This window comes from Pantoea sp. SGAir0418 (assembly GCF_043529865.1).
On the sequence record NZ_CP027911.1, the window covers coordinates 3,250,095 to 3,269,970 of the forward strand.

Below are 19,876 nucleotides of genomic sequence, written 5' to 3' on the forward strand. Positions count from 1 at the left end.
TTGTTCCCCACCAGGTTACTGATTTAACGCTGATAATTTTTGCTCCACTTGTCGCAGGAGACGACTAATGAAAGGAGCAGCCCTCTCGTTCAGAGAAAAACTGGGATACGGCATGGGTGACGCCGGATGCAACATGATCGGCGGTGCCATCATGCTGTTCCTCAACTACTTCTACACCGACGTATTTGGCCTCGCCCCGGCGCTGGTCGGCACGCTGTTACTGTCAGTACGGGTGCTGGATGCGGTGACCGACCCGATAATGGGCGCAATTGCCGACCGCACACAGAGCCGCTGGGGACGCTTTCGCCCATGGCTGCTGTGGATATCGCTGCCCTACGTGCTGTTCAGCGTGCTGATGTTTACCACCCCGGACTGGAGCTACGACAACAAGGTGATCTGGGCATTTGTCACCTATTTCCTGATGTCGCTGACCTACACCGCCATCAATATTCCTTACTGCTCGCTGGGCGGCGTCATCACTAACGATCCCGGTGAACGCGTCTCCTGCCAGTCATACCGCTTTGTCATGGTGGGCATCGCCACGCTGATCCTCTCGCTGTCGCTGCTGCCGATGGCCGAGTGGTTTGGCGGCGACAACAAAGCGCGCGGCTATCAGCTGGCAATGAGCGTGCTGGCGCTGATTGGCCTGGTGATGTTTCTGTTCTGTTTTGCCACGGTGCGCGAGCGTATTCACCCGGCGGTACCGAGCAACGATGATCTGAAGAAAGATTTGCGCGATGTATGGAAGAACGATCAGTGGGTGCGCATTCTGCTGCTGACGTTCTGTAATGTCTGTCCCGGTTTTATTCGCATGGCCGCCACCATGTATTACGTCACCTGGGTGATGGGCCAGTCGACGCACTTTGCGACGCTGTTTATCAGCCTGGGCGTCATCGGCATGATGCTGGGCAGCACACTGGCGAAAGTCCTCACCGACCGCTGGTGCAAGCTCAAGGTGTTTTTCTGGACCAACATTGCGCTGGCGCTGTTCTCCAGCGGCTTTTACTGGATCGATCCACACGCCACCGTCACCGTGGTAATTGCTTATTTCCTGCTGAACATCCTGCACCAAATCCCGTCGCCGCTGCACTGGTCACTGATGGCTGATGTCGATGACTACGGCGAATGGAAAACCGGTAAACGCATCACCGGGATCAGCTTCTCCGGCAACCTGTTTTTCCTCAAGGTCGGACTGGCGGTAGCGGGTGCCATGGTCGGGTTTTTATTGTCGATGTATGGCTATGACGCAGCGGCGAAACAGCAGTCTGCCAGCGCGCTTAACGGCATTGTGCTGCTGTTTACCCTGATCCCCGGCGTCGGCTATCTGATCACCGCCGGCGTAGTGCGCCTGCTGAAAGTGGACCGCGCGCTGATGCGCACCATCCAGCAGGATCTCGCGCTGCGTCGCGCCAACTTCCATGACCTGTCCGCCCCTGTTCGCCGCGCAACCTCACAACCAGGAGAAATTAAATGAGCTGGCCTAACCCGTTTATTACGCAACGTGCCGATCCGTTTATATTGCGCCACGGCGATGGCTACTATTTTATCGCTTCGGTGCCCGAGTACGATCGGCTGGAGCTGCGCTATGCCAGCACGCTTAACGGCCTGATTACCGCCCCGGCCACAACCGTGTGGCATAAACCGGACAGTGGTCCCTGCAGCGCCCTGATCTGGGCACCGGAACTGCACCTGATTAATGGCCAGTGGGTGATTTACTTTGCCGCCGCGCCGTCCCGCGAAATCAAAGAGGGGCTGTTTCAGCACCGTATGTACGCGCTGGTATGTGACGATGCCGATCCGCTCAGCGGTCACTGGCAGCCGTGCCGCCGCGTGCAAACCCACCTCGATACCTTCGCCCTTGACGCCACCCACTTCGTGCATCAGGGTAAAAACTGGTATCTGTGGGCGCAAAAAGACCCGGCCATTCCCGGTAACTCCAACCTTTATCTGGCGGAATTACTGAATCCGTGGACGCTGAAAACCCAGCCGCTGATGCTCAGCCGGCCGGAGTATGAGTGGGAGTGTGCCGGCTTTAGCGTTAATGAGGGACCGGCGGTAATTCGCCATGGCGAGCGGCTGTTTGTCACCTACTCAGCCAGCGCCACGGATGAAAATTACTGCCTCGGCATACTGAGTATTGACGCGCAGGCCGATCCGCTCGACATCAGCGCATGGCATAAATCGGCGCGGCCGGTATTTGCCACCAGTTGGGATAATCATCAGTACGGTCCGGGGCATAACAGTTTTACCGTGGATGAAGCAGGACGGGATGTGCTGGTGTATCACGCACGGAATTACACCGAAATTGAGGGCGATCCGCTGTGGGATCCCAACCGCCATACGCGGCTTAAATATTTTGCCTGGCGCGAAGACGGCACACCGGATTTCGGCGTGCCGCCTGCCGATCACACTAACGTGCCGTAGATAGTCAGCAGCGCCACTACCACGACCAGCACCAGCGAAACGCGTTTGGCCAGCGCCACGGCAACCCGTGGCGTTTCCACTTTATCCAGATGCGGATCGCGCGCCAGCGAGAACTGCGCCAGGCTGGTCAGCACCTGATACTGTGGACGATGCACATCGCTAAGCGCGGCAAACCATGCCGGCAGCGCACGCTCGCCGTGGCCGAGCAGCGCATAAGCCACACCGGCCAGCCGCACCGGAATCCAGTCCAGCACGTGCAGAATGCGATCGATGCCGGACTGTGCGCGTTCCAGCGGGGAACGGTGTTTTGCCAGCCAACTCTGCCAGGCGCGCAGAAACGCATACCCCACCAGCAACACCGGCCCATACGGGCCACCGACCACAAACCAGAACAGCGGCGCAAGATAGAAGCGGAAATTAATCCAGATCAGCGCGTTTTGCAGCGCCTGCAGAAATTCGCGCTCGCTACAGTCAACCGGCACGCCGTGAATCAGCGTCAGCTCTGCCGCCATCGCCTGATGGGCCGCTTCATCGTCGTGGCTCGCCGCTTTAAGATACTGGTGGTAATGCAGCCGCACCGAGCCGGCACCAATGCACAGCAAACCGACCACAATCCAGAACAGCAGCTGCGCCACGCCAAACAGAATACCCTTCAGGCTCCACACCACCAGCCAGACCAGCAGCATGGCGATCACGGTCATCAGCAGCGTACGCAGCAACGAGAAGCGCTGGCGACCGCGAAACAGCGGCTCAAGCCGATGATCCAGCTGCCAGTGTTCACCTAATTTAAAAAGGCGTTCCCAACCCAAAACTAACAACAAACTAAACAACGTCATACCTGCTCCTGCGGTGTCAGGGGTGCTCCTGCCCGATAGCCTGTTTATAGCGTATCCAGTCAAATGCCGGACCGGGATCGGTCTTGCGTTCCGGCGCAACATCGCTGTGACCGGTGATACGCTGCGGCGTCAGCGGATAATGCTGCATCAGCAGGCGGGTAACCTGCTGCAGCGTAGCGTACTGGTCATCGGTGTAGGGCAGCGTGTCAGTGCCTTCCAGCTCAATGCCCATGGAAAAATCGTTGCAGTTTTCCCGTCCGGCAAACTGCGAAATGCCGGCATGCCAGGCGCGCTGGTCAAAGGAAACATACTGTACCAGCTCACCGTCACGGCGAATCAGACAGTGCGCCGCCACGCGTAACTGGGCGATATCCGCAAAATAGGGATGCGCATCAGCCGGTAGCGTACCGGTGAACAGCTGGTCGATCCACGGACCGCCAAATTCGCCCGGCGGCAGACTGATGTTATGAATGATCAGCAGCGACGGCGCTTCGTTATCCGGCCGCGCATTAAAGTGCGGCGACGGCACCTTGCGTGCGCTCGTGATCCAGCCGTGTTCCAGTTTCATGCCTGTTATCCTGAACAAAATCTGGCTGAGAATACCATGATTCCACCTCGCTGCTTGTGACTTAATGCGTTATGGCATCAGCAAGTTAAGGATACTAAACATTTCACCTGGCGTGGCTGGCAATAGCTGCAAAATCAGGCTAAGGTGAGCGCACGTAATCCGCAGGGTGGAGCCGCAAAATCATGGTGTCGCGTCGTTATAATCCCGAACATCGTCGTCAGGAATTGCTTAAACGTATTCAGCTGGATATCCCGGAAACCGTGGCGCGTGCGCTTCAGGAGGATTTAGGCGGTGACGTTGACGCTGACCGCGACATCACCGCTCAGCTGTTGCCGCAGGCGGCGCAGGCTGAAGCGCGCGTTATCACCCGTGAAGCCGGTGTTTTCTGTGGTAAACGCTGGGTGGAAGAGGTGTTTATCCAGCTGGGCAATAACGTTTCCATTATCTGGCACGTCGAAGACGGCCAACCGCTGGTGGCCGATCAGCTGCTGTTTGAATTAAAGGGACCGGCACGGTTGCTGCTGACGGCAGAACGCACCGCGTTAAACTTTTTGCAGACGCTCTCCGGCGTGGCGACGGCCGTGAACCGCTATGTGGCGCTCTTGTCTGGCAGCAATACCCAGCTGCTGGATACGCGCAAAACCCTGCCCGGGCTGCGCACCGCGCTCAAGTATGCGGTGCTGTGCGGCGGCGGGCAGAATCATCGCCTGGGCCTGTCCGACGCTTTCCTGATCAAAGAAAACCACATCATTGCCAGCGGTTCGGTCAGTAAAGCGGTGGAGAAAGCCCTGTGGCTGCATCCGGATGTGCCGGTCGAGGTGGAAGTGGAAAATCTCAGCGAACTGCAGCTGGCGCTGGCAGCCGGTGCCGACATCATCATGCTGGATAACTTCACGCTGACGATGATGCAGCAGGCGGTTACGCTGACGGCGAAGCGCGCACTGCTGGAGGTGTCCGGCAACGTGACGGAGACGACGCTGCCGCAGATTGCCGCCACCGGAGTGGATTATGTCTCGGTGGGCGCGCTGACTAAGCACGTGCAGGCGCTGGATCTGTCGATGCGTTTTCGCGAAGTCTGACGTAAGGCCATGCCGCCGGTGCTGGCGGCAAAATGAGAGCCGGCTTCCATCATCATGTGGCTTCGCCTGTAACGCGCTACATTGTCTGCGCGCCCCTTTCCGGGATTGAAACGCGCCCCCTTCCGCTTTTCCCCGCCCTTTCTTACCGTTGCGGCTCCACAACAAGGAGCCTCATTATGGATAAACAACGCGGTTTTACCCTGATCGAGCTGATGATTGTCATCGGTATCGTCGCCATCCTCAGCGCCATTGGCCTGCCCGCTTACCAAAATTATCTGCAACGTGCCGCGCTGACCGACATGCTGCAAACCATGGTGCCCTATAAAACTGCCGTGGAGCTGTGCGCCATTGAGCGCGGCGGACCGGCGCAGTGTCAGGCCGGCGAGCGCGGTATTCCCGCCGCCAAAGGCTCGCGCTATGTGGCGAACCTGAGCGTGGTCAATGGTGCCATTACGCTGACCGGCCAGGAGAGCCTGACGGGGTTAACCGTTGCAATGTTGCCGATATGGAATGCGGCGGAAGGCGCACTTAGCTGGCAACGCAGCTGCACCAGCGACAACACCAGCCTGCGCGACAGCTGTCTCGAGCAGTTCCGCTTTGCCGACAAGGAAGAAAACAATGGATAAGCCGGATAGCACCCTGCAGGCGCTGTGTGCCCGCTATCAGGCCGTGATACTGCACCATGACGCCACGCACTTGCGCGTGGCGGTCGCGGACGCGCCAGACCCGCTGTTGTTAGAGGCGCTGCAGTTTGCCAGCCAGTGCGCAGTCGAGGTCGAATGCTGGCCCGCCGCACGGCTGGAGCAGCTGCTGCACCAGCCCGAAAGCAGTGCGGCACCGCGCGAACAGGCCAGCGCCGAGTCCGCCATCCACGCGGTGGATCAGATTCTGCGCCAGGCCATACAGCGACGCGCCTCCGATGTGCACTTTGAACCGCAGCGTCACGGGCTGCGCGTACGGCTGCGGATTGACGGCGTGCTGCATCCGCTGCCGCAGTTACCGGATGCCCCACCCGCCGCCGTGCTGGCACGGTTGAAAATCCTCGGCGGTCTGGATATCGCGGAGCGTCGGCTGCCGCAGGATGGCCAGTTCAGTCTGGAGATGGATGACAAACCGGCGGCGTTCCGCCTGTCGACCCTGCCGGTCAGCCAGGGGGAAAAAGCGGTGGTGCGCCTGCTGCAAAGCGAAAACAGCGCCATTGCGCTCGATAAGCTGGGCATGCCGGTACCACAGCTGCGTCTGCTGAAAAACGCGCTGGCCAAACCGCAGGGGCTGATTCTGGTCACCGGCCCAACCGGCAGCGGCAAAACCTTTACGCTGTACAGCAGCCTGAGCGCCCTCAACGTGCCGGAGAAAAACGTCTGCAGCGTGGAGGACCCGCTGGAAATTCCGCTACAGGGGATTAACCAGACGCAGGTACAGCCACGGAGCGGTCTCGACTTTAACCGCGTCCTGCGCGCGCTGCTGCGGCAGGATCCGGACGTCATTATGATCGGCGAAATCCGTGATGCCGAAACCGCCAGCATCGCCGTAAAAGCGGCGCAGACCGGACATCTGGTGCTCTCAACCTTGCACACCAACTCGACGGCCGAAACCCTGACCCGCTTACGGCAGATGGACATTCCCGGCTATCTGCTTGGCCCGGCGTTACAGCTGGTGGTGGCGCAGCGGCTGGTGCGCCGTTTGTGCGTGCACTGCCGTCAGCCGGGCCAGGCGATTGCCCATCTGCCCGGCGACATGTGGCCCGGCACGCTGCAAACCTGGCGTGCGCCCGGCTGCGATCACTGCTTCTCGGGTTATTACGGCCGCCTGGCGCTGTTTGAAATCCTGCCGATGAGCAGCAGGTTGCAGAACGCCATCTCGGCTGATATGCCGCTGGAGCACCTGCTGACGCTGGCTGCGGAACAGGGAATGAAAACGCTGCTGACCGCCGGGCTGGAAGCGGTGAGCCGCGGTGACACCTCATTCGAGGAGATGCAGCGCGTGGTGGGCCTTGGCAATGGCTAATCGCTACCAGTTTCACTGGCAGGCACTGGACAGTATGGGCCTGCTGCAGGAGGGAGAGTCGCTGCAGCCCACGCAGGATGCCCTGCTCGGCCAGCTGGGCGATCGCGGCATGCTGGTGGTGAGCTGGCAGCGCGGGAAATGCTGGCGCGCGCGCGACTGGAAGTGGCAGCAGAAAATTGACCTGATGCGCCAGCTGGCGACGTTGCTGAAAGCCGGGCTGCCGCTGGCGGAGAGTCTGACATTGCTGGCCAGCGGCCATCCCCATGCAGGCTGGCGCGTGCTGCTGAGCCTTCTGCAACAGCGGGTCATGGCCGGAGAGCCGTTTTCTCAGGCGCTGCGCGCCTGGCCGGATATCTTCCCGCCGCTGTTTCCGGCACTGATGCAGGTGGGTGAGCTGACCGGGCAACTGGACGAGTGCTGCCGCCAGCTGGCACTACAGCAGAGCAGGCAACAGTTTCTGCGCCAGAAGGTAGTGAAAGCGTTGCGCTATCCGCTGTTCATCCTACTGGTGGCGCTGGCGGTCAGCGCCGGGATGCTGCTGTTTGTACTGCCGGAATTTGTTGCGGTGTACGCCAGTTTTGACGCACCGCTGCCGGCCTTTACCGCCGGCGTGATGGCGCTGTCGGCGCTGTTGCAGCAGGCGGCGCTGCCGCTGCTGTTGTGCGGTGTGGCGTCCGGGTGGCTGGCGCGTCTGACCTACCGACGATCCGTTGCGTGGCAAAAGCGCTGCCAGCAGTGGCTGCTGCGGCTTCCGCTGCTGGCCCCGTTGTGGCGCGGCGGTCAGCTCAGCCAGATATATGCGATTCTGCAACTGACGCAGCAGGCCGGACTGACGCTGCTGCAAAGCCTGCAGGCGGTGGAAGTGACACTGGCCGCGCGACTGTGGCGCGATGCCATCGTGGCATTACAGCAGCATATTGCCGCTGGCGCACCGCTGCATCAGGCGCTACAGGGACATCCGCTGTTTACGCCGCTGTGCGCTCAGCTGATCCGCGTCGGTGAAGAGGCCGGTGCGCTTGATGTGATGCTGGCGCGGCTGGCGGAGTGGCACGAAGCGCAAACGCTGACGCGCGCAGACAGCCTCGCCGCTTCGCTGGAGCCATTAATGATGGTGGTGATTGGCGGCATTGTCGGCACGCTGGTGATTGCCATGTATCTGCCGGTATTTGGTCTGGGAGACGCCATACGTTAAACGGGCGCACGCGGCGCCCGTTGCGGCACATCAGCGGTTAAAGACGCGGTTTTCCTGTTCTGCCACACGAATAAAGGTGGTGCGTTTGGTCAGCTCTTTCAGGCGCTCTGCGCCGACGTAAGTACAGGCCGAACGCAGCCCGCCGAGGATATCTTTCACCGTCTCCGCGACCGGTCCACGCAGCGGCAGACGAACGGTTTTACCTTCTGCGGCGCGGTAGCCCGCCACACCGCCCACATGACGTTTCATCGCGGATTCGGAGCTCATGCCGTAGAACAGCATAAACTGCTCGCCCTGCTCTTCAACAAGAGTGCCTTCGCACTCATCGTGTGCCGCCAGCATGCCGCCGAGCATCACGAAGTCAGCGCCGCCGCCGAACGCCTTGGCGATATCGCCCGGCACGGCGCAACCGCCGTCACTGACAATCTGCCCGCCGAGGCCGTGCGCCGCATCAGCACACTCAATCACCGCAGAGAGTTGCGGGTAGCCAACGCCGGTTTTGACGCGTGTGGTGCAGACCGAACCCGGACCGATTCCCACCTTCACAATGTCGGCACCGGACAGAATCAGCTCCTCGACCATTTCACCGGTCACCACATTCCCGGCGCAAATGGTTTTCCCCGGGAAGCTTTCCCTCGCGCGCTGCAGGAAGGCAACAAAGTGCTCGGAGTAGCCGTTTGCCACATCAATACAGATAAAATTGAGTTGGGGCGACAGCGCGAGGATCGCGCTTAACTTTGTGAAATCTGCTTCTGAGGTGCCGGTGGAGACCATCACGTGGCTGAGCACCGTGGCCGGTACGTGCTGGATAAAGGTCTGCCACGCTTCAACACTGTAGTGCTTGTGAACGGCGGTCAGCACGTTAAAGCCAGCCAGCGCTTCGGCCATGGTAAAGGTGCCGACGGTATCCATGTTGGCGGCAATCACCGGAACGCCGGACCAGGCGAGGCCTGAATGTTTGAAGGTGAACGTACGTTCCAGCTCAACCTCGGAACGGCTTTTCAGCGTGGAGCGTTTCGGGCGGATCAATACATCTTTAAAGCCCAGTTTTACATCTTCTTCGATACGCATAGCAGAGTGTCCTGGTTAGTGACGACGAACCGCAGTTCGGGTAGCGCTCACGGCTCCAGTGTCGTTATCATACGCGCCATTCGTTCCGCGACAAGACTGCGAATTTCACTTTATTTAAGCTACAATCCGTTAAATTTAGCTGAGAAAACCGATTGTGATCGGGCTCTCATCACGCTGCGGCAGATGAGAAAAATGTTGAGAGAACGCTATGCCTTTTACCGTTGCACTGACCGGCGGCATTGGTAGTGGTAAAAGCACCATTGCTAACGCTTTTGCCGCGCTGAACGTCGACATCATTGATGCCGATGTGATTGCCCGCGAGGTGGTTGAACCGGGCACACCTGCGCTCAATGCGATTGTGAAACGCCACGGAGAATCGATTCTGACCGCAGAAGGCACGCTTTATCGCGCGCGTTTGCGGGAAATTATTTTCCAGCAGCCGCAAGAGAAAAACTGGCTCAATCAACTGCTGCATCCGCTGATTAACGCCCGTACCCAGCAGCTGAAGGCGCAGGCGACTTCGCCTTACGTCATGTGGGTAGTGCCGCTGCTGGTAGAAAATGGTCTGCAGCATCAGGCTGATCGGGTATTAGTCGTGGATGTCGATGAGGCCACGCAGCTGCAGCGCACCCGCCAGCGTGATGGTATCTCTCTCAGCCAGGCGCAACGGATTCTTGCCGCGCAGGCCAGCCGTCAGCAGCGTTTAGCCTGCGCGGATGATATCATTGATAACAGTGGCACGCCGGAACAGGCTTTGCCGCGCGTTGCTGAACTTCACCAGCGCTATTTGCGCCTGGCAGCAACCGGACGGGATTAATATCATGAGCACAGTGGTTCTGTTTGAACACCCATTGAATGAGAAAATGCGCACCTGGCTGCGCGTGGAGTTTTTGATCAACCAGCTGCACGAAACGCTGCCGGTCAACAGCTCGGTTGCGGCATTGGGTGTGTTTCGTATTATTGGCGACCTGCTGGATATCTTCGAACGCGGCGATATGCGCACCGAGCTGTTAAAAGAGCTGGAGCGTCAGCAGCAAAAACTGCGTGCCTGGCTGGATGTGCCGGGTGTCGATGAACACACCGTCAGCCAGCTGCGCGAACAGCTGAAGCAGCAATCCAGCGAGCTGATGGCCGCGCCGCGCATGGGTCAGCAGCTGCGCGAAGACCGGTTGATTGCCTCCGTACGTCAGCGCCTGAGCATTCCCGGCGGCTGCTGCAGTTTTGATCTGCCGGGTTTACACATCTGGCTGCACCAGCCACAGGCGCTGCGCGATACCCTGGTGAATAGCTGGCTGGCCTCGCTCGATCCGCTGCGCAACAGCCTGACGATGATCCTCAACCTGATTCGTCAGTCAGGCGTGTTTCGCCATCAGACCAGCCTCAACGGCTTTTATCAGGATAACGCCGAAGGGTCCGACCTGCTGCGCCTGCAGCTGACGCTGGAAGATGCGCTCTATCCGCAGGTCTCTGGTCATAAAAGCCGCTATGCCATCCGCTTTTTACCGCTCGATAGCGAACGCGGTGAAGTGCCGGCGCGACTGAATTTTGAATTAGCCTGTTGTTAGAGGATGTTATGCAGGAAGAGATGATTACCGTACCTTGCCCCAACTGCGGTAAAGCCGTGATGTGGGATGAACTCAGCCCGTGGCGCCCGTTTTGCAGCAAACGCTGTCAGTTGATCGATCTGGGTGAGTGGGCCGCTGAAGAGAAACGCATTCCCAGCAGCGGAGACATGACGGAGAGTGACGACTGGAGTGAAGAGCAGCCGTAATCGGCAGGGGCACGCAGCCCCTGAGTTTAAATCTCGCCCGCCACTAAGCGGGCAATCAGGGCGTGGTTGGCAGGTGGAAATTCATCGGCCAGCAAATCACGCTGCTCGACCCAACGCTGCGGCTGACCTTCGCGTCCCCACGGCTCACCCTGCCAGCCCTCCACCAGGAAGAAATGCAGCGTAACACGCAGGTCATCGTAACTGTGGTCGGCCTGACCAATCGCTTTCGCCGCCGTCACTTCAATACCGGTTTCTTCCATCAGCTCACGTTTTAACGCCTGTTCTGCGCTTTCGTGCTGTTCAATTTTTCCGCCCGGGAACTCCCATTTGTTGGCCATGTGCGAGCTTGCTGCGCGCTGGGCAAGAAAGATCTGACGACTGGCATTGCGAATGATGCCCACCGCAACCTGCAGGTGTTTCATAAGCTGGATTCCGCTTGTAGTGAGTGAGCGCTGATTTTAAAGCAGACGCCGGACGATGTTAACTGCTGTCGGCTTCACCGCGATCCTGTCGCACAGATTCCAGTTATTAAGACAGGTCGTAATGATCGCACGGCGCCATGTTGGGAATACTCGCAGCCACTTTACTCTAGCCAGGCCGACTACACATGGAACGCAAACTAACAACGTTTCTGGCGCAAGACGCACAGAAACAGATGAATACCTTACGCCATTTGGTTTTTCACGACATCCTGACGCTCGACAGCGCGCAAAACACCTTAACCTGGTGGCCAGAACAGAAGACCATCCCGCTTAATGAAGCGCAGAAGCGCTTCTTCTCCTGCCTGCTGCTGCGCATCACGTCGAAACGGCAGATTATTGCCACGGTATGGAATGAGAGCTATCCGGGGATCAGCGACAACAACTATCACCAATTGCTGTTTCAGAGCCGGGCGTTGCTGAAACGCTATGGTTTGCCGGATGGGCTGCTGGTTACGCTGCCCTATCATGGCGTGCGGCTGAATGAGGAGAAGCTGATGGCGATTACCCGCTAATCAGCCAAAGAAAAAGGAGCCCGCGGGCTCCTTTTTGTTATCAGGCCAGACGACCGTGACACTGTTTGTATTTTTTACCTGAGCCGCATGGGCACGGATCGTTACGTCCCACTTTCCGCTCACCGCCCTGTGCCGCCAGTGCAGCGGCCGCTGCGGTGTCGTCATCGACGTGACTGAGCTGCTGCTGCTGTGCCAGGCGCTCTGCTTCTTCACGACGCTGCTGCTCCATCGCTTCCACTTCTTCCGGCATCCGCACCTGCACTTTGCTCAGGGTGCTGATCACTTCGTACTTCAGCGACTCCAGCATCGCGGCAAACATGGCGAAAGATTCACGTTTGTACTCCTGCTTCGGATCCTTCTGCGCATAGCCACGCAGATGGATACCCTGACGCAGATAGTCCATCGCCGCCAGATGCTCTTTCCACAGCGAGTCGAGCGTTTGCAGCATCACGCCTTTTTCGAAGTTGCGCATCATTTCTGCGCCGACCACTTCTTCTTTCGCCGCATAGTTTTCGCTGGCGCGGCTCATGATGCGCTCACGCAGCGTCTCTTCATGCAGATCCGGCTCTTTATCCAGCCACTCAGCAATCGGCAGATCCAGATCGAAATCATTGCGCAGACGCTCTTCCAGCCCCGGAACATCCCACATCTCTTCCAGCGACTGCGGCGGAATGTAAGTGTCGATAGTGGCTTTGAACACATCTTCGCGGATGCTGTTGATGGTGTCCGAAACGTCAGAGACATCCAGCAGTTCGTTACGCTGGCTGTAAATGGCGCGGCGCTGATCGTTAGCGACGTCATCGTATTCCAGCAGCTGTTTACGGATATCGAAGTTGCGGCTTTCCACTTTGCGCTGCGCATTAGCAATTGCTTTGGTTACCCACGGATGCTCAATCGCTTCACCCGGCTTCATACCCAACTTACGCATCATGTTGGACACGCGATCAGAGGCAAAGATACGCATCAGCGCATCTTCCATCGACAGATAGAAGCGCGAAGAACCGGCGTCACCCTGACGGCCCGCACGGCCGCGCAGCTGGTTATCGATACGGCGTGATTCGTGGCGTTCGGTACCGATAATGTGCAGACCGCCTGCCGCCAGCACCGCATCATGGCGCAGTTTCCACGCCGCCTTGATGGCTTCAATCTGCTCTTCCGTCGGGTTTTCCAGCGCGGCCACTTCCGCCTGCCAGCTACCGCCGAGCATGATGTCCGTACCACGACCGGCCATGTTGGTCGCGATGGTTACCGCGGCTGGCTGACCTGCCTGTGCCACGATATCCGCTTCGCTGGCGTGGAACTTGGCGTTCAGTACGCTGTGCTTAATACCCGCGCGCGTCAGCTCCTGAGATACCACTTCCGATTTTTCAATCGAGATGGTGCCCACCAGTACCGGCTGACCGTTAGCCGTACAGGTACGAATATCTTCGATAATGGCGTCGATCTTCTCTTTCTCGGTCATGTAGACCAGATCGGCCATATCTTTACGCACCATCGGACGGTTGGTCGGCACCACGATGGTATCGAGTTTGTAGATGGAGCTGAATTCAAACGCTTCAGTATCAGCGGTACCGGTCATACCGGCCAGTTTCTCGTAGATACGGAAGTAGTTCTGGAAGGTGATGGAAGCCAGCGTCTGGTTTTCATTCTGGATCTCCACACCTTCTTTGGCTTCGACCGCCTGATGCAGGCCATCAGACCAGCGACGTCCCTGCATGGTACGGCCGGTGTGTTCATCAACAATGATCACCTCGCCGTCCTTCACGATGTAGTCAACGTCGCGGGTGAACAGTGCATGGGCGCGCAGTGCTGCCGTCACGTGGTGCATCAGCATGATGTTGGTCGGCGAGTAGAGTGATTCGCCCTCATCCATGATGCCCTGACTGACCAGCAGCTCTTCCACTTTCACCAGACCGCGCTCGGTCATGTGCGCCTGACGGGCTTTTTCATCCACCCAGAAGTCACCTTCGCCCTGGAAGTTATCCGAGTCTTCTTTTTCCTGGCGCACCAGGTGCGGGATGATTTTGTTGACCTTGATGTAGAGATCGGAGCTGTCTTCGGCCGGACCCGAGATAATCAGCGGCGTACGCGCTTCATCGATCAGGATCGAGTCCACCTCATCCACCAGCGCATAGTGCAGTTTACGCTGTACGCGCTCTTCCGGACTGAAGGCCATGTTATCGCGCAGATAATCGAAGCCGTATTCGTTGTTGGTGCCGTAGGTGATATCGGCTGCATAGGCAGCGCGCTTAGCCACCGCCGGCATGCCCGGCAGGTTAATACCGACTGTCAGACCGAGGAACTCAAACAGCGGACGGTTGTTTTCGGCGTCACGCTGCGCCAGATAGTCGTTGACGGTCACAACGTGCACGCCCTTGCCGCTCAGCGCGTTCAGGTAGGCTGGCAGCGTCGCAGTCAGGGTTTTACCCTCACCGGTGCGCATCTCCGCGATGCAGCGTTCGTTGAGCACCATGCCGCCGATCAGCTGCACATCAAAGTGGCGCATGCCAAACACGCGCTTACTGGCTTCACGCACGGTGGCGAAGGCTTCGGGAATCAGGCTCTCCAGCGTTTCACCTTTTTTCAGGCGCTCGCGGAATTGATCGGTTTTCGCTTTCAGTTCGTCGTCAGACAGTTTGACGAACTCCGGCTCCATCTTGTTGATGACATCGACCACTTTACGCATGCGGCGCAGAGTACGATCATTGCTGCTACCAAAAACTTTCGTTAACAATTTGATTAACATAATAAATTTATCTCAATTCAGCCGTGACAATACGGGCTGCAAAAGCAAAAAACAGAAAAAGGAAAATAACGTTAGCGTTAAGCAATGAAAGGTCCGGCGCGGATGCCATGAATAGCAGCCTGCCAGTCAGCAGAAGAGTGAACGTTGGGCGAAACATGATGCGCTCGCGACGGCGGTGCCATCGCGGCTAAAGGTTGCGCGGGTGAAGTCAGCAGCGCCTGCAGCGAGTCAATCAGCGCCAGCTTTTGCGCCGCCAGCGGCAATGCATGCTCCGCTTCCGCGGTCGCGGGCGGCGTCATGCTGAATGAGAGATGGCGAATAACGGTGCGGATGGCGTGCTGATGCCAGTAGTCAACGTTGAAACTGGGACGGCGCGCGCTTTCCTGCAGGCGAATCAGGTGATCAAACCGCACCACCTTGCCGGTAAACAGGCTGCTGACCGGCGAATCGCTGCTGGTGGGTTCTGCGCTTTGTGCACAGGCAGGCAGGCCGAGACTGGCCGCCACCATTCCCAACAGGAGATGAGGCCAGAAATAGCGTCTGCCGAGTTGTCGCCAGCGTGAGAAAATCCCGATCACCTTTCGTCCATCATGCCAGTCATTAAGCGCTAAGCCAGAGTTGCGTTACGCACCCTGCTTACATGAGCGCCAGATAATAGCACTTATGTGGGGCTTCGACATCAGGGATTAAAGGGCTTACGGCGGATTTCACGTTTTTTTGCGCAGGGTTTGGTCGCTGGCAACAGGGTTTTGCGAGCGGGATTACAGCTTAGCGGCGGGCAATAAAAAACGGCGGGTTCCACTGACCGGAGAGGGTGTCAGGGAAGCCCGCCGTTTGATGGCTGACTAATTAAGCCAGCACTAAATTTGGCGCTTTGAAGGCCAGTGGCAGTTCAGCTTCGTCTTCGAAGGTCGCCCATTCCCAGGCTTCCTGCTTCGCCAGTACCGCCTGCAACAGTTTGTTGTTCAGCGCATGGCCGGACTTGAACGCAGAGAATGCGCCAATCACGTTATGACCACACATGAACAGGTCGCCGATGGCGTCCAGCATTTTGTGACGCACGAACTCATCTTCAAAGCGCAGGCCATCTTCATTCAATACGCGGAAGTCATCGAGGCCAATCGCACAATCTAAACTACCGCCCAGGCACAGGCCTTTAGACTGCAGATATTCGATTTCACGCATAAAGCCGAAGGTGCGCGCACGGCTAATCTGACGCACAAAGGATTCAGCCGAGAAATTGAGCTGGTAACGCTGCGAGCTTGAGTCGATCGCCGGATGTTTGAAGTCGATGGTGAAGTCGAGTGAAAAACCGTTGTACGGTTTAATCTCGGCCCACTTATCGCCATCTTCAACCCGTACCGTTTGCTTCACGCGCACGAATTTCTTCGCGCTGTTCAGCTCTTCGACACCGGCATCCATCAGCAAATAAACAAAAGGCGCGGCACTGCCATCCATGATCGGAATTTCTGGCGCATCGACTTCAACAATAATGTTGTCGATACCCAGACCTGCCAATGCAGCATTCAGGTGTTCAACCGTCGAAATACGCACGCCTTCATCATTCACCAGGCAGGTACTCAGCATGGTGTCGCGCACGTATTTTGCATCAGCCGGGAAATCAACCGGTGGATTCAAGTCAGTGCGACGATAGATGACCCCGGTATTAGCCGACGCAGGGCGTAAAGTCAGCGTGACTTTTTTGCCGGTATGCAAACCGACGCCAGTCGCCTGAACAATACGTTTTAATGTCCTTTGTTTGATCATCGCATTATCTCGCAATATTACCCATCCGACCGCCAGTATAAATTACCGGCGGGCGAATACTTTAGCACAAAGAGCGGAGAATCCCAATTCTCAGGATATTCTTAGTCTGCCTGTTTACGCAGGAAGGCTGGAATATCAAGATAGTCAGGCTCTTTGCTGGATGACGCTGGCTGGTCATTCACCACTTTCGCGGCCGGTTTCTGCTCCTGCGGCAGCGGCGCCATGCCGTGCTGCTGGTAGCGATGATCCATGACCGGCTGAGTCGCAGGCTTGTTAGTCACCAGGGTGATTTCCGGACGTTTGTCCATGCCGATACCGGTCGCCACCACGGTGACGCGCAGCTCGTCGTTCATCTCTGGATCCAGCGAGGTACCGATAACCACGGTCGCGTTGTCCGAGGCGAAGGCGCGGATGGTGTTACCCACGGTTTCGAACTCATCCAGACGCAGGTCGAAGCCCGCCGTGATGTTGACCAGCACGCCACGCGCACCCGACAGATCGATATCTTCCAGCAGCGGGCTGGAGATCGCCATTTCGGCCGCTTCTTCAGCACGGTCTTCACCACAGGCAACGCCAGAACCCATCATCGCGTAACCCATTTCTGACATCACGGTACGCACGTCGGCGAAGTCGACGTTCATCAGACCCGGACGGGTAATCAGTTCTGCGATACCCTGCACCGCACCTTTCAGCACGTCGTTAGCCGCACCGAAGGCATCCAGCAGAGAGATACCACGGCCCAGCACTTTCAGCAGCTTGTCGTTAGGAATGGTGATCAGTGAATCAACATGCTTGGACAGCTCAGCGATACCCTGCTCAGCAAACGCCATGCGTTTTTTCCCTTCGAAGTTGAAGGGCTTCGTCACCACCGCAACCGTCAGGATACCTAAATCTTTGGCTACTTCAGCCACCACAGGAGCTGCACCGGTACCGGTACCGCCACCCATGCCCGCGGCGATAAACACCATGTCTGCCCCTTCCAGCGCAGAACGCAGTGCTTCGCGATCCTCTTCCGCCGAGGTACGGCCGACTTCCGGGTTAGCACCCGCACCGAGACCTTTGGTGATATTGGTCCCGATCTGAATCGTCTGGCCGACCGCCGTTTTACGCAACGCCTGCGCGTCGGTATTCACAGCGAAGAATTCCACACCTTCGATACGCTCGCGTACCATGTGCTCTACGGCGTTGCCACCGCCACCGCCGACGCCGATGACTTTAATCACCGCGTCATTGGTTAATTCCATAGGTTCAAACATGATTTCTCTCCGTTATGTGCCTGTCGCCTGGAGATCATAAACATTGCCTGATGATCTCCTTTTTCAAAAAATTAAAACTCTTTCTTCAGCCAGCTGTTGATGCGTTTAAACCAATTGCCCACTGAAGCACGTTTTTCCGTTTCTGCATCACCGTTCATGTGTGACTCTTTGCCGTAATGCAGCAGGCCAACCGCCGTCGAGTAGTACGGCTCCTGTGCATAATCCGTCAGGCCGGTGATGTTAAGCGGCTGACCGATGCGCACCTGGGTGTGGAACACCCGCTGTGCACAGGCCGCCAGACCTTCAATCTGCGCCGCACCGCCGGTCAGCACAATACCGGCTGCCAGATGATGCTTCACGCCCTGCTGGCGCAGTTGCTCCTGCAGTTGCAGAATCTCGTCGTTCACCAGATTCAGCAGTTCGGTGTAACGCGGCTCAATCACTTCTGCCAGCGTCTGGCGCTGCAGGCTGCGCGGTGGACGTCCACCCACGCTCGGCACCTCGACGTTTTCGTCTTTGCCGACAATCGAACCCAGCGCACAACCATGACGCACTTTAATGGCTTCGGCGTCGGTTGGCGGTGTGCCAAAGGCATAGGCGATGTCGCTGGTCACCACGTTCCCGGCATAGGGAATCACTTTGGTATGACGCAGCGCGCCGCCGGTGTACACCGCGATATCCATTGTACCGCCACCGATGTCAACAACACAGACTCCCAGCTCACGTTCATCTTCGGTCAGCACCGAAAAACTGGATGCCAGTCCGGCAAAAATCAGTTGGTCAACTTTCAGGCCACAACGTTCAACGGCTTTCACGATATTTTTTGCCATATCGTTGTGGCAGGTGATGAGATGCACCTTGGCCTGCATACGCACGCCGGAAAGGCCAACCGGATTTTTAATGCCTTCCTGATAATCGATGGCGTATTCCTGTGGAATCACATGCAGAATACGATGTTCGTCGCGCACGCGAACGGATTTCGCCGTATGCACCACGTTTTCCACATCATCCTGAGTGACTTCCTCTTCGGAAATCGGAACCATCCCGATTTCGTTCTGACAACTAATATGTTTGCCCGATAAAGCAAGGTATACCGACGAAATCTGGCAGTCTGCCATCAATTCCGCCTGGTCGATGGCGCGCTGAACGCACTTCACCACCGACTCCAGATCGTTCACGCCGCCTTTGTCCATACCGCGGGACGGGCAGCTGCCGACGCCAATAATGTTGACCATACCATCGGGCAGAATTTCCCCAACTAGGGCGGCGACCTTCGCAGTGCCGATTTCAAGTCCTACTACCAGTTTTCTGTCCGTTGCCTTGATCATTGTGGTTTAGCCTGTGCCTGGTTTTGTTGCTGATTACTGTCCTGTGGCTCAATCGGTGCCGGTGCCCAGCCTACTGCGGCGCCGGAGTCATAGCGTAGATCAACATAGCTGATGCGCTGGTTCTGACTCTGGCCCTGCTGCTGCAACTCCGGATAGAGCTCAATAAAACGGTTCAGACGCTTCATGGTATCGCTGCGCCCCAGTTCGATGCGCACATCGTCGCTGGTCACCAGCTGCCACGAGCGCCGCGCCGTCATCGACGCGACCTTCAGGGTAAACTTACTGGCCCGCAGCACATCACTCATGGTGTGATAGCCAGCCAATACCTCTTTCTCACTGCCTTCCGGACCATACAGCATCGGCAACGTCTCTTTGCCGATGTGGCTGGCCGGGACGCTGAAGGAGACGCCATCGGCGTCCACCATGTGCGAGTCATTCCAGCGTGCCACCGGGACAAACTCCACCAGGTTTATCTTCAGCTCATCAGGCCACTGCTTGCGCACGCTAACCTGTTTAATCCACGGTAAACGCTCGATCTGCTGCTGAATAATATCCACATTCTGCGACATGAACGTTCCCGGCGCGCCGAGCGATAAAATCGCCTGACGAATATCATCGTGCGTGGTGTAGTGGGTTTCGCCCGTCACCACCAGCTTCGACAGCGGCAGACGCGACGCATCGTTCATCCACTTCAGCACCACCAGGCCGCCAGCCACCATGATGCCCATCACCAGCAGCAGGAACACGATGCCAAACAGCCGTGCTCCGTTGCTCCGTCCGGAGCGCGCACGCTCCTGAGGTTCGCGATTTCTAACGCGCAGTGCCGCCTGAGACATA

Annotated in this window: 20 protein-coding genes; 10 read left to right on the plus strand and 10 right to left on the minus strand. The window is 57.7% G+C overall.

What is annotated here, in order from left to right; translation table 11 throughout:
• The first annotated feature begins 67 nt into the window (after positions 1-67).
• Both C1N84_RS15265 and C1N84_RS15270 read left to right on the plus strand, forming a co-directional pair.
• Entirely contained in the window at positions 68-1,474 is a 1,407-nt protein-coding gene (locus C1N84_RS15265; RefSeq protein ID WP_264441632.1) for a glycoside-pentoside-hexuronide (GPH):cation symporter, read from the plus strand.
• Complete coding sequence (locus C1N84_RS15270) at positions 1,471-2,424, plus strand: glycoside hydrolase family 43 protein (protein WP_125308869.1); 954 nt, start codon at positions 1,471-1,473, stop codon at positions 2,422-2,424. Before C1N84_RS15265 ends, C1N84_RS15270 begins: the two co-directional genes overlap by 4 nt.
• On the opposite strand, the gene ampE is transcribed toward C1N84_RS15270, so the two are convergent.
• Both ampE and ampD read right to left on the minus strand, forming a co-directional pair.
• Complete coding sequence (gene ampE / locus C1N84_RS15275) at positions 2,406-3,260, minus strand: beta-lactamase regulator AmpE (protein ID WP_031279700.1); 855 nt, start codon at positions 3,258-3,260, stop codon at positions 2,406-2,408. The genes C1N84_RS15270 and ampE overlap by 19 nt on opposite strands.
• A gap of 16 nt (positions 3,261-3,276) precedes the next feature.
• Entirely contained in the window at positions 3,277-3,828 is a 552-nt protein-coding gene (gene ampD, locus C1N84_RS15280; RefSeq protein ID WP_104094010.1) for a 1,6-anhydro-N-acetylmuramyl-L-alanine amidase AmpD, read from the minus strand.
• 182 nt (positions 3,829-4,010) lie between these two features.
• Between ampD and nadC the strand changes: the two genes are divergently transcribed.
• From nadC to hofC, 4 genes are all read left to right on the plus strand, one after another.
• Positions 4,011-4,907, plus strand: coding sequence for a carboxylating nicotinate-nucleotide diphosphorylase (gene nadC / locus C1N84_RS15285; RefSeq protein WP_264441633.1), 897 nt, complete (start codon positions 4,011-4,013; stop codon positions 4,905-4,907).
• Positions 4,908-5,083: 176 nt separating this feature from the next.
• Positions 5,084-5,533, plus strand: coding sequence for a prepilin peptidase-dependent pilin (gene ppdD / locus C1N84_RS15290; protein WP_058759497.1), 450 nt, complete (start codon positions 5,084-5,086; stop codon positions 5,531-5,533).
• The gene (gspE, locus tag C1N84_RS15295; protein ID WP_058770613.1) at positions 5,526-6,914 is read left to right on the plus strand and encodes a type II secretion system protein GspE; all 1,389 of its coding nucleotides are present in this window, start codon (positions 5,526-5,528) and stop codon (positions 6,912-6,914) included. The genes ppdD and gspE overlap by 8 nt, the downstream gene beginning before the upstream one ends.
• Complete coding sequence (gene hofC / locus C1N84_RS15300; protein WP_021507547.1) at positions 6,907-8,106, plus strand: protein transport protein HofC; 1,200 nt, start codon at positions 6,907-6,909, stop codon at positions 8,104-8,106. The genes gspE and hofC overlap by 8 nt, the downstream gene beginning before the upstream one ends.
• Positions 8,107-8,136: 30 nt before the next feature.
• Here the strand turns inward: hofC and C1N84_RS15305 are convergent, their stop codons facing one another.
• On the minus strand, positions 8,137-9,177 hold the full coding sequence (locus C1N84_RS15305) for a GMP reductase (RefSeq protein WP_150360697.1): 1,041 nt from the start codon (positions 9,175-9,177) through the stop codon (positions 8,137-8,139).
• Positions 9,178-9,385: 208 nt separating this feature from the next.
• Between C1N84_RS15305 and coaE the strand changes: the two genes are divergently transcribed.
• Genes coaE through yacG form a run of 3 tightly spaced genes read left to right on the plus strand, consistent with a single transcriptional unit; the run spans position 9,386 to position 10,948 of the window.
• The gene (gene coaE, locus C1N84_RS15310; RefSeq protein ID WP_058780442.1) at positions 9,386-9,994 is read left to right on the plus strand and encodes a dephospho-CoA kinase; all 609 of its coding nucleotides are present in this window, start codon (positions 9,386-9,388) and stop codon (positions 9,992-9,994) included.
• Between the two features lie 4 nt (positions 9,995-9,998).
• Positions 9,999-10,742, plus strand: coding sequence for a cell division protein ZapD (gene zapD, locus C1N84_RS15315; protein ID WP_058759493.1), 744 nt, complete (start codon positions 9,999-10,001; stop codon positions 10,740-10,742).
• An 8-nt stretch (positions 10,743-10,750) separates the two neighbouring features.
• Complete coding sequence (yacG, locus tag C1N84_RS15320) at positions 10,751-10,948, plus strand: DNA gyrase inhibitor YacG (RefSeq protein ID WP_058770616.1); 198 nt, start codon at positions 10,751-10,753, stop codon at positions 10,946-10,948.
• A gap of 26 nt (positions 10,949-10,974) precedes the next feature.
• Here yacG and mutT read toward each other — a convergent pair whose 3' ends face one another.
• The gene (mutT, locus tag C1N84_RS15325; protein WP_058774821.1) at positions 10,975-11,370 is read right to left on the minus strand and encodes an 8-oxo-dGTP diphosphatase MutT; all 396 of its coding nucleotides are present in this window, start codon (positions 11,368-11,370) and stop codon (positions 10,975-10,977) included.
• A gap of 185 nt (positions 11,371-11,555) precedes the next feature.
• On the opposite strand from mutT, the gene C1N84_RS15330 reads away from it, so the two are divergent.
• Complete coding sequence (locus C1N84_RS15330; RefSeq protein WP_021507552.1) at positions 11,556-11,942, plus strand: winged helix-turn-helix domain-containing protein; 387 nt, start codon at positions 11,556-11,558, stop codon at positions 11,940-11,942.
• A gap of 40 nt (positions 11,943-11,982) precedes the next feature.
• Here the strand turns inward: C1N84_RS15330 and secA are convergent, their stop codons facing one another.
• From secA to ftsQ, 6 genes are all read right to left on the minus strand, one after another.
• Complete coding sequence (gene secA / locus C1N84_RS15335) at positions 11,983-14,688, minus strand: preprotein translocase subunit SecA (RefSeq protein WP_059010287.1); 2,706 nt, start codon at positions 14,686-14,688, stop codon at positions 11,983-11,985.
• A gap of 77 nt (positions 14,689-14,765) precedes the next feature.
• Positions 14,766-15,266 carry a secA translation cis-regulator SecM gene (secM, locus tag C1N84_RS15340; protein WP_031279702.1) on the minus strand — a complete coding sequence of 167 codons (501 nt, stop codon included), beginning with the start codon at positions 15,264-15,266 and terminating at the stop codon, positions 14,766-14,768.
• Positions 15,267-15,537: 271 nt separating this feature from the next.
• Positions 15,538-16,455 (minus strand): UDP-3-O-acyl-N-acetylglucosamine deacetylase, encoded by a 918-nt coding sequence (lpxC, locus tag C1N84_RS15345; protein ID WP_031279703.1) that lies wholly within the window; start codon positions 16,453-16,455, stop codon positions 15,538-15,540.
• 101 nt (positions 16,456-16,556) lie between these two features.
• On the minus strand, positions 16,557-17,711 hold the full coding sequence (ftsZ, locus tag C1N84_RS15350; protein ID WP_021507556.1) for a cell division protein FtsZ: 1,155 nt from the start codon (positions 17,709-17,711) through the stop codon (positions 16,557-16,559).
• A 71-nt stretch (positions 17,712-17,782) separates the two neighbouring features.
• Positions 17,783-19,039, minus strand: a complete 1,257-nt coding sequence (gene ftsA, locus C1N84_RS15355; RefSeq protein ID WP_013507861.1) for a cell division protein FtsA — start codon at positions 19,037-19,039, stop codon at positions 17,783-17,785.
• Entirely contained in the window at positions 19,036-19,875 is an 840-nt protein-coding gene (gene ftsQ, locus C1N84_RS15360; protein ID WP_058780440.1) for a cell division protein FtsQ, read from the minus strand. Before ftsQ ends, ftsA begins: the two co-directional genes overlap by 4 nt.
• Position 19,876: the final 1 nt, after the last annotated feature.

Coding starts and splice junctions, on each gene's coding strand:
- C1N84_RS15265 (WP_264441632.1), top strand. CDS start 68: ATGAAAGGAGCAGCCCTCTCGTTCAGAGAAAAACTGGGATACGGCATG.
- C1N84_RS15270 (WP_125308869.1), top strand. CDS start 1,471: ATGAGCTGGCCTAACCCGTTTATTACGCAACGTGCCGATCCGTTTATA.
- ampE (WP_031279700.1), bottom strand. CDS start 3,260: ATGACGTTGTTTAGTTTGTTGTTAGTTTTGGGTTGGGAACGCCTTTTT.
- ampD (WP_104094010.1), bottom strand. CDS start 3,828: ATGAAACTGGAACACGGCTGGATCACGAGCGCACGCAAGGTGCCGTCG.
- nadC (WP_264441633.1), top strand. CDS start 4,011: ATGGTGTCGCGTCGTTATAATCCCGAACATCGTCGTCAGGAATTGCTT.
- ppdD (WP_058759497.1), top strand. CDS start 5,084: ATGGATAAACAACGCGGTTTTACCCTGATCGAGCTGATGATTGTCATC.
- gspE (WP_058770613.1), top strand. CDS start 5,526: ATGGATAAGCCGGATAGCACCCTGCAGGCGCTGTGTGCCCGCTATCAG.
- hofC (WP_021507547.1), top strand. CDS start 6,907: ATGGCTAATCGCTACCAGTTTCACTGGCAGGCACTGGACAGTATGGGC.
- C1N84_RS15305 (WP_150360697.1), bottom strand. CDS start 9,177: ATGCGTATCGAAGAAGATGTAAAACTGGGCTTTAAAGATGTATTGATC.
- coaE (WP_058780442.1), top strand. CDS start 9,386: ATGCCTTTTACCGTTGCACTGACCGGCGGCATTGGTAGTGGTAAAAGC.
- zapD (WP_058759493.1), top strand. CDS start 9,999: ATGAGCACAGTGGTTCTGTTTGAACACCCATTGAATGAGAAAATGCGC.
- yacG (WP_058770616.1), top strand. CDS start 10,751: ATGCAGGAAGAGATGATTACCGTACCTTGCCCCAACTGCGGTAAAGCC.
- mutT (WP_058774821.1), bottom strand. CDS start 11,370: ATGAAACACCTGCAGGTTGCGGTGGGCATCATTCGCAATGCCAGTCGT.
- C1N84_RS15330 (WP_021507552.1), top strand. CDS start 11,556: ATGGAACGCAAACTAACAACGTTTCTGGCGCAAGACGCACAGAAACAG.
- secA (WP_059010287.1), bottom strand. CDS start 14,688: ATGTTAATCAAATTGTTAACGAAAGTTTTTGGTAGCAGCAATGATCGT.
- lpxC (WP_031279703.1), bottom strand. CDS start 16,455: ATGATCAAACAAAGGACATTAAAACGTATTGTTCAGGCGACTGGCGTC.
- ftsZ (WP_021507556.1), bottom strand. CDS start 17,711: ATGTTTGAACCTATGGAATTAACCAATGACGCGGTGATTAAAGTCATC.
- ftsA (WP_013507861.1), bottom strand. CDS start 19,039: ATGATCAAGGCAACGGACAGAAAACTGGTAGTAGGACTTGAAATCGGC.
- ftsQ (WP_058780440.1), bottom strand. CDS start 19,875: ATGTCTCAGGCGGCACTGCGCGTTAGAAATCGCGAACCTCAGGAGCGT.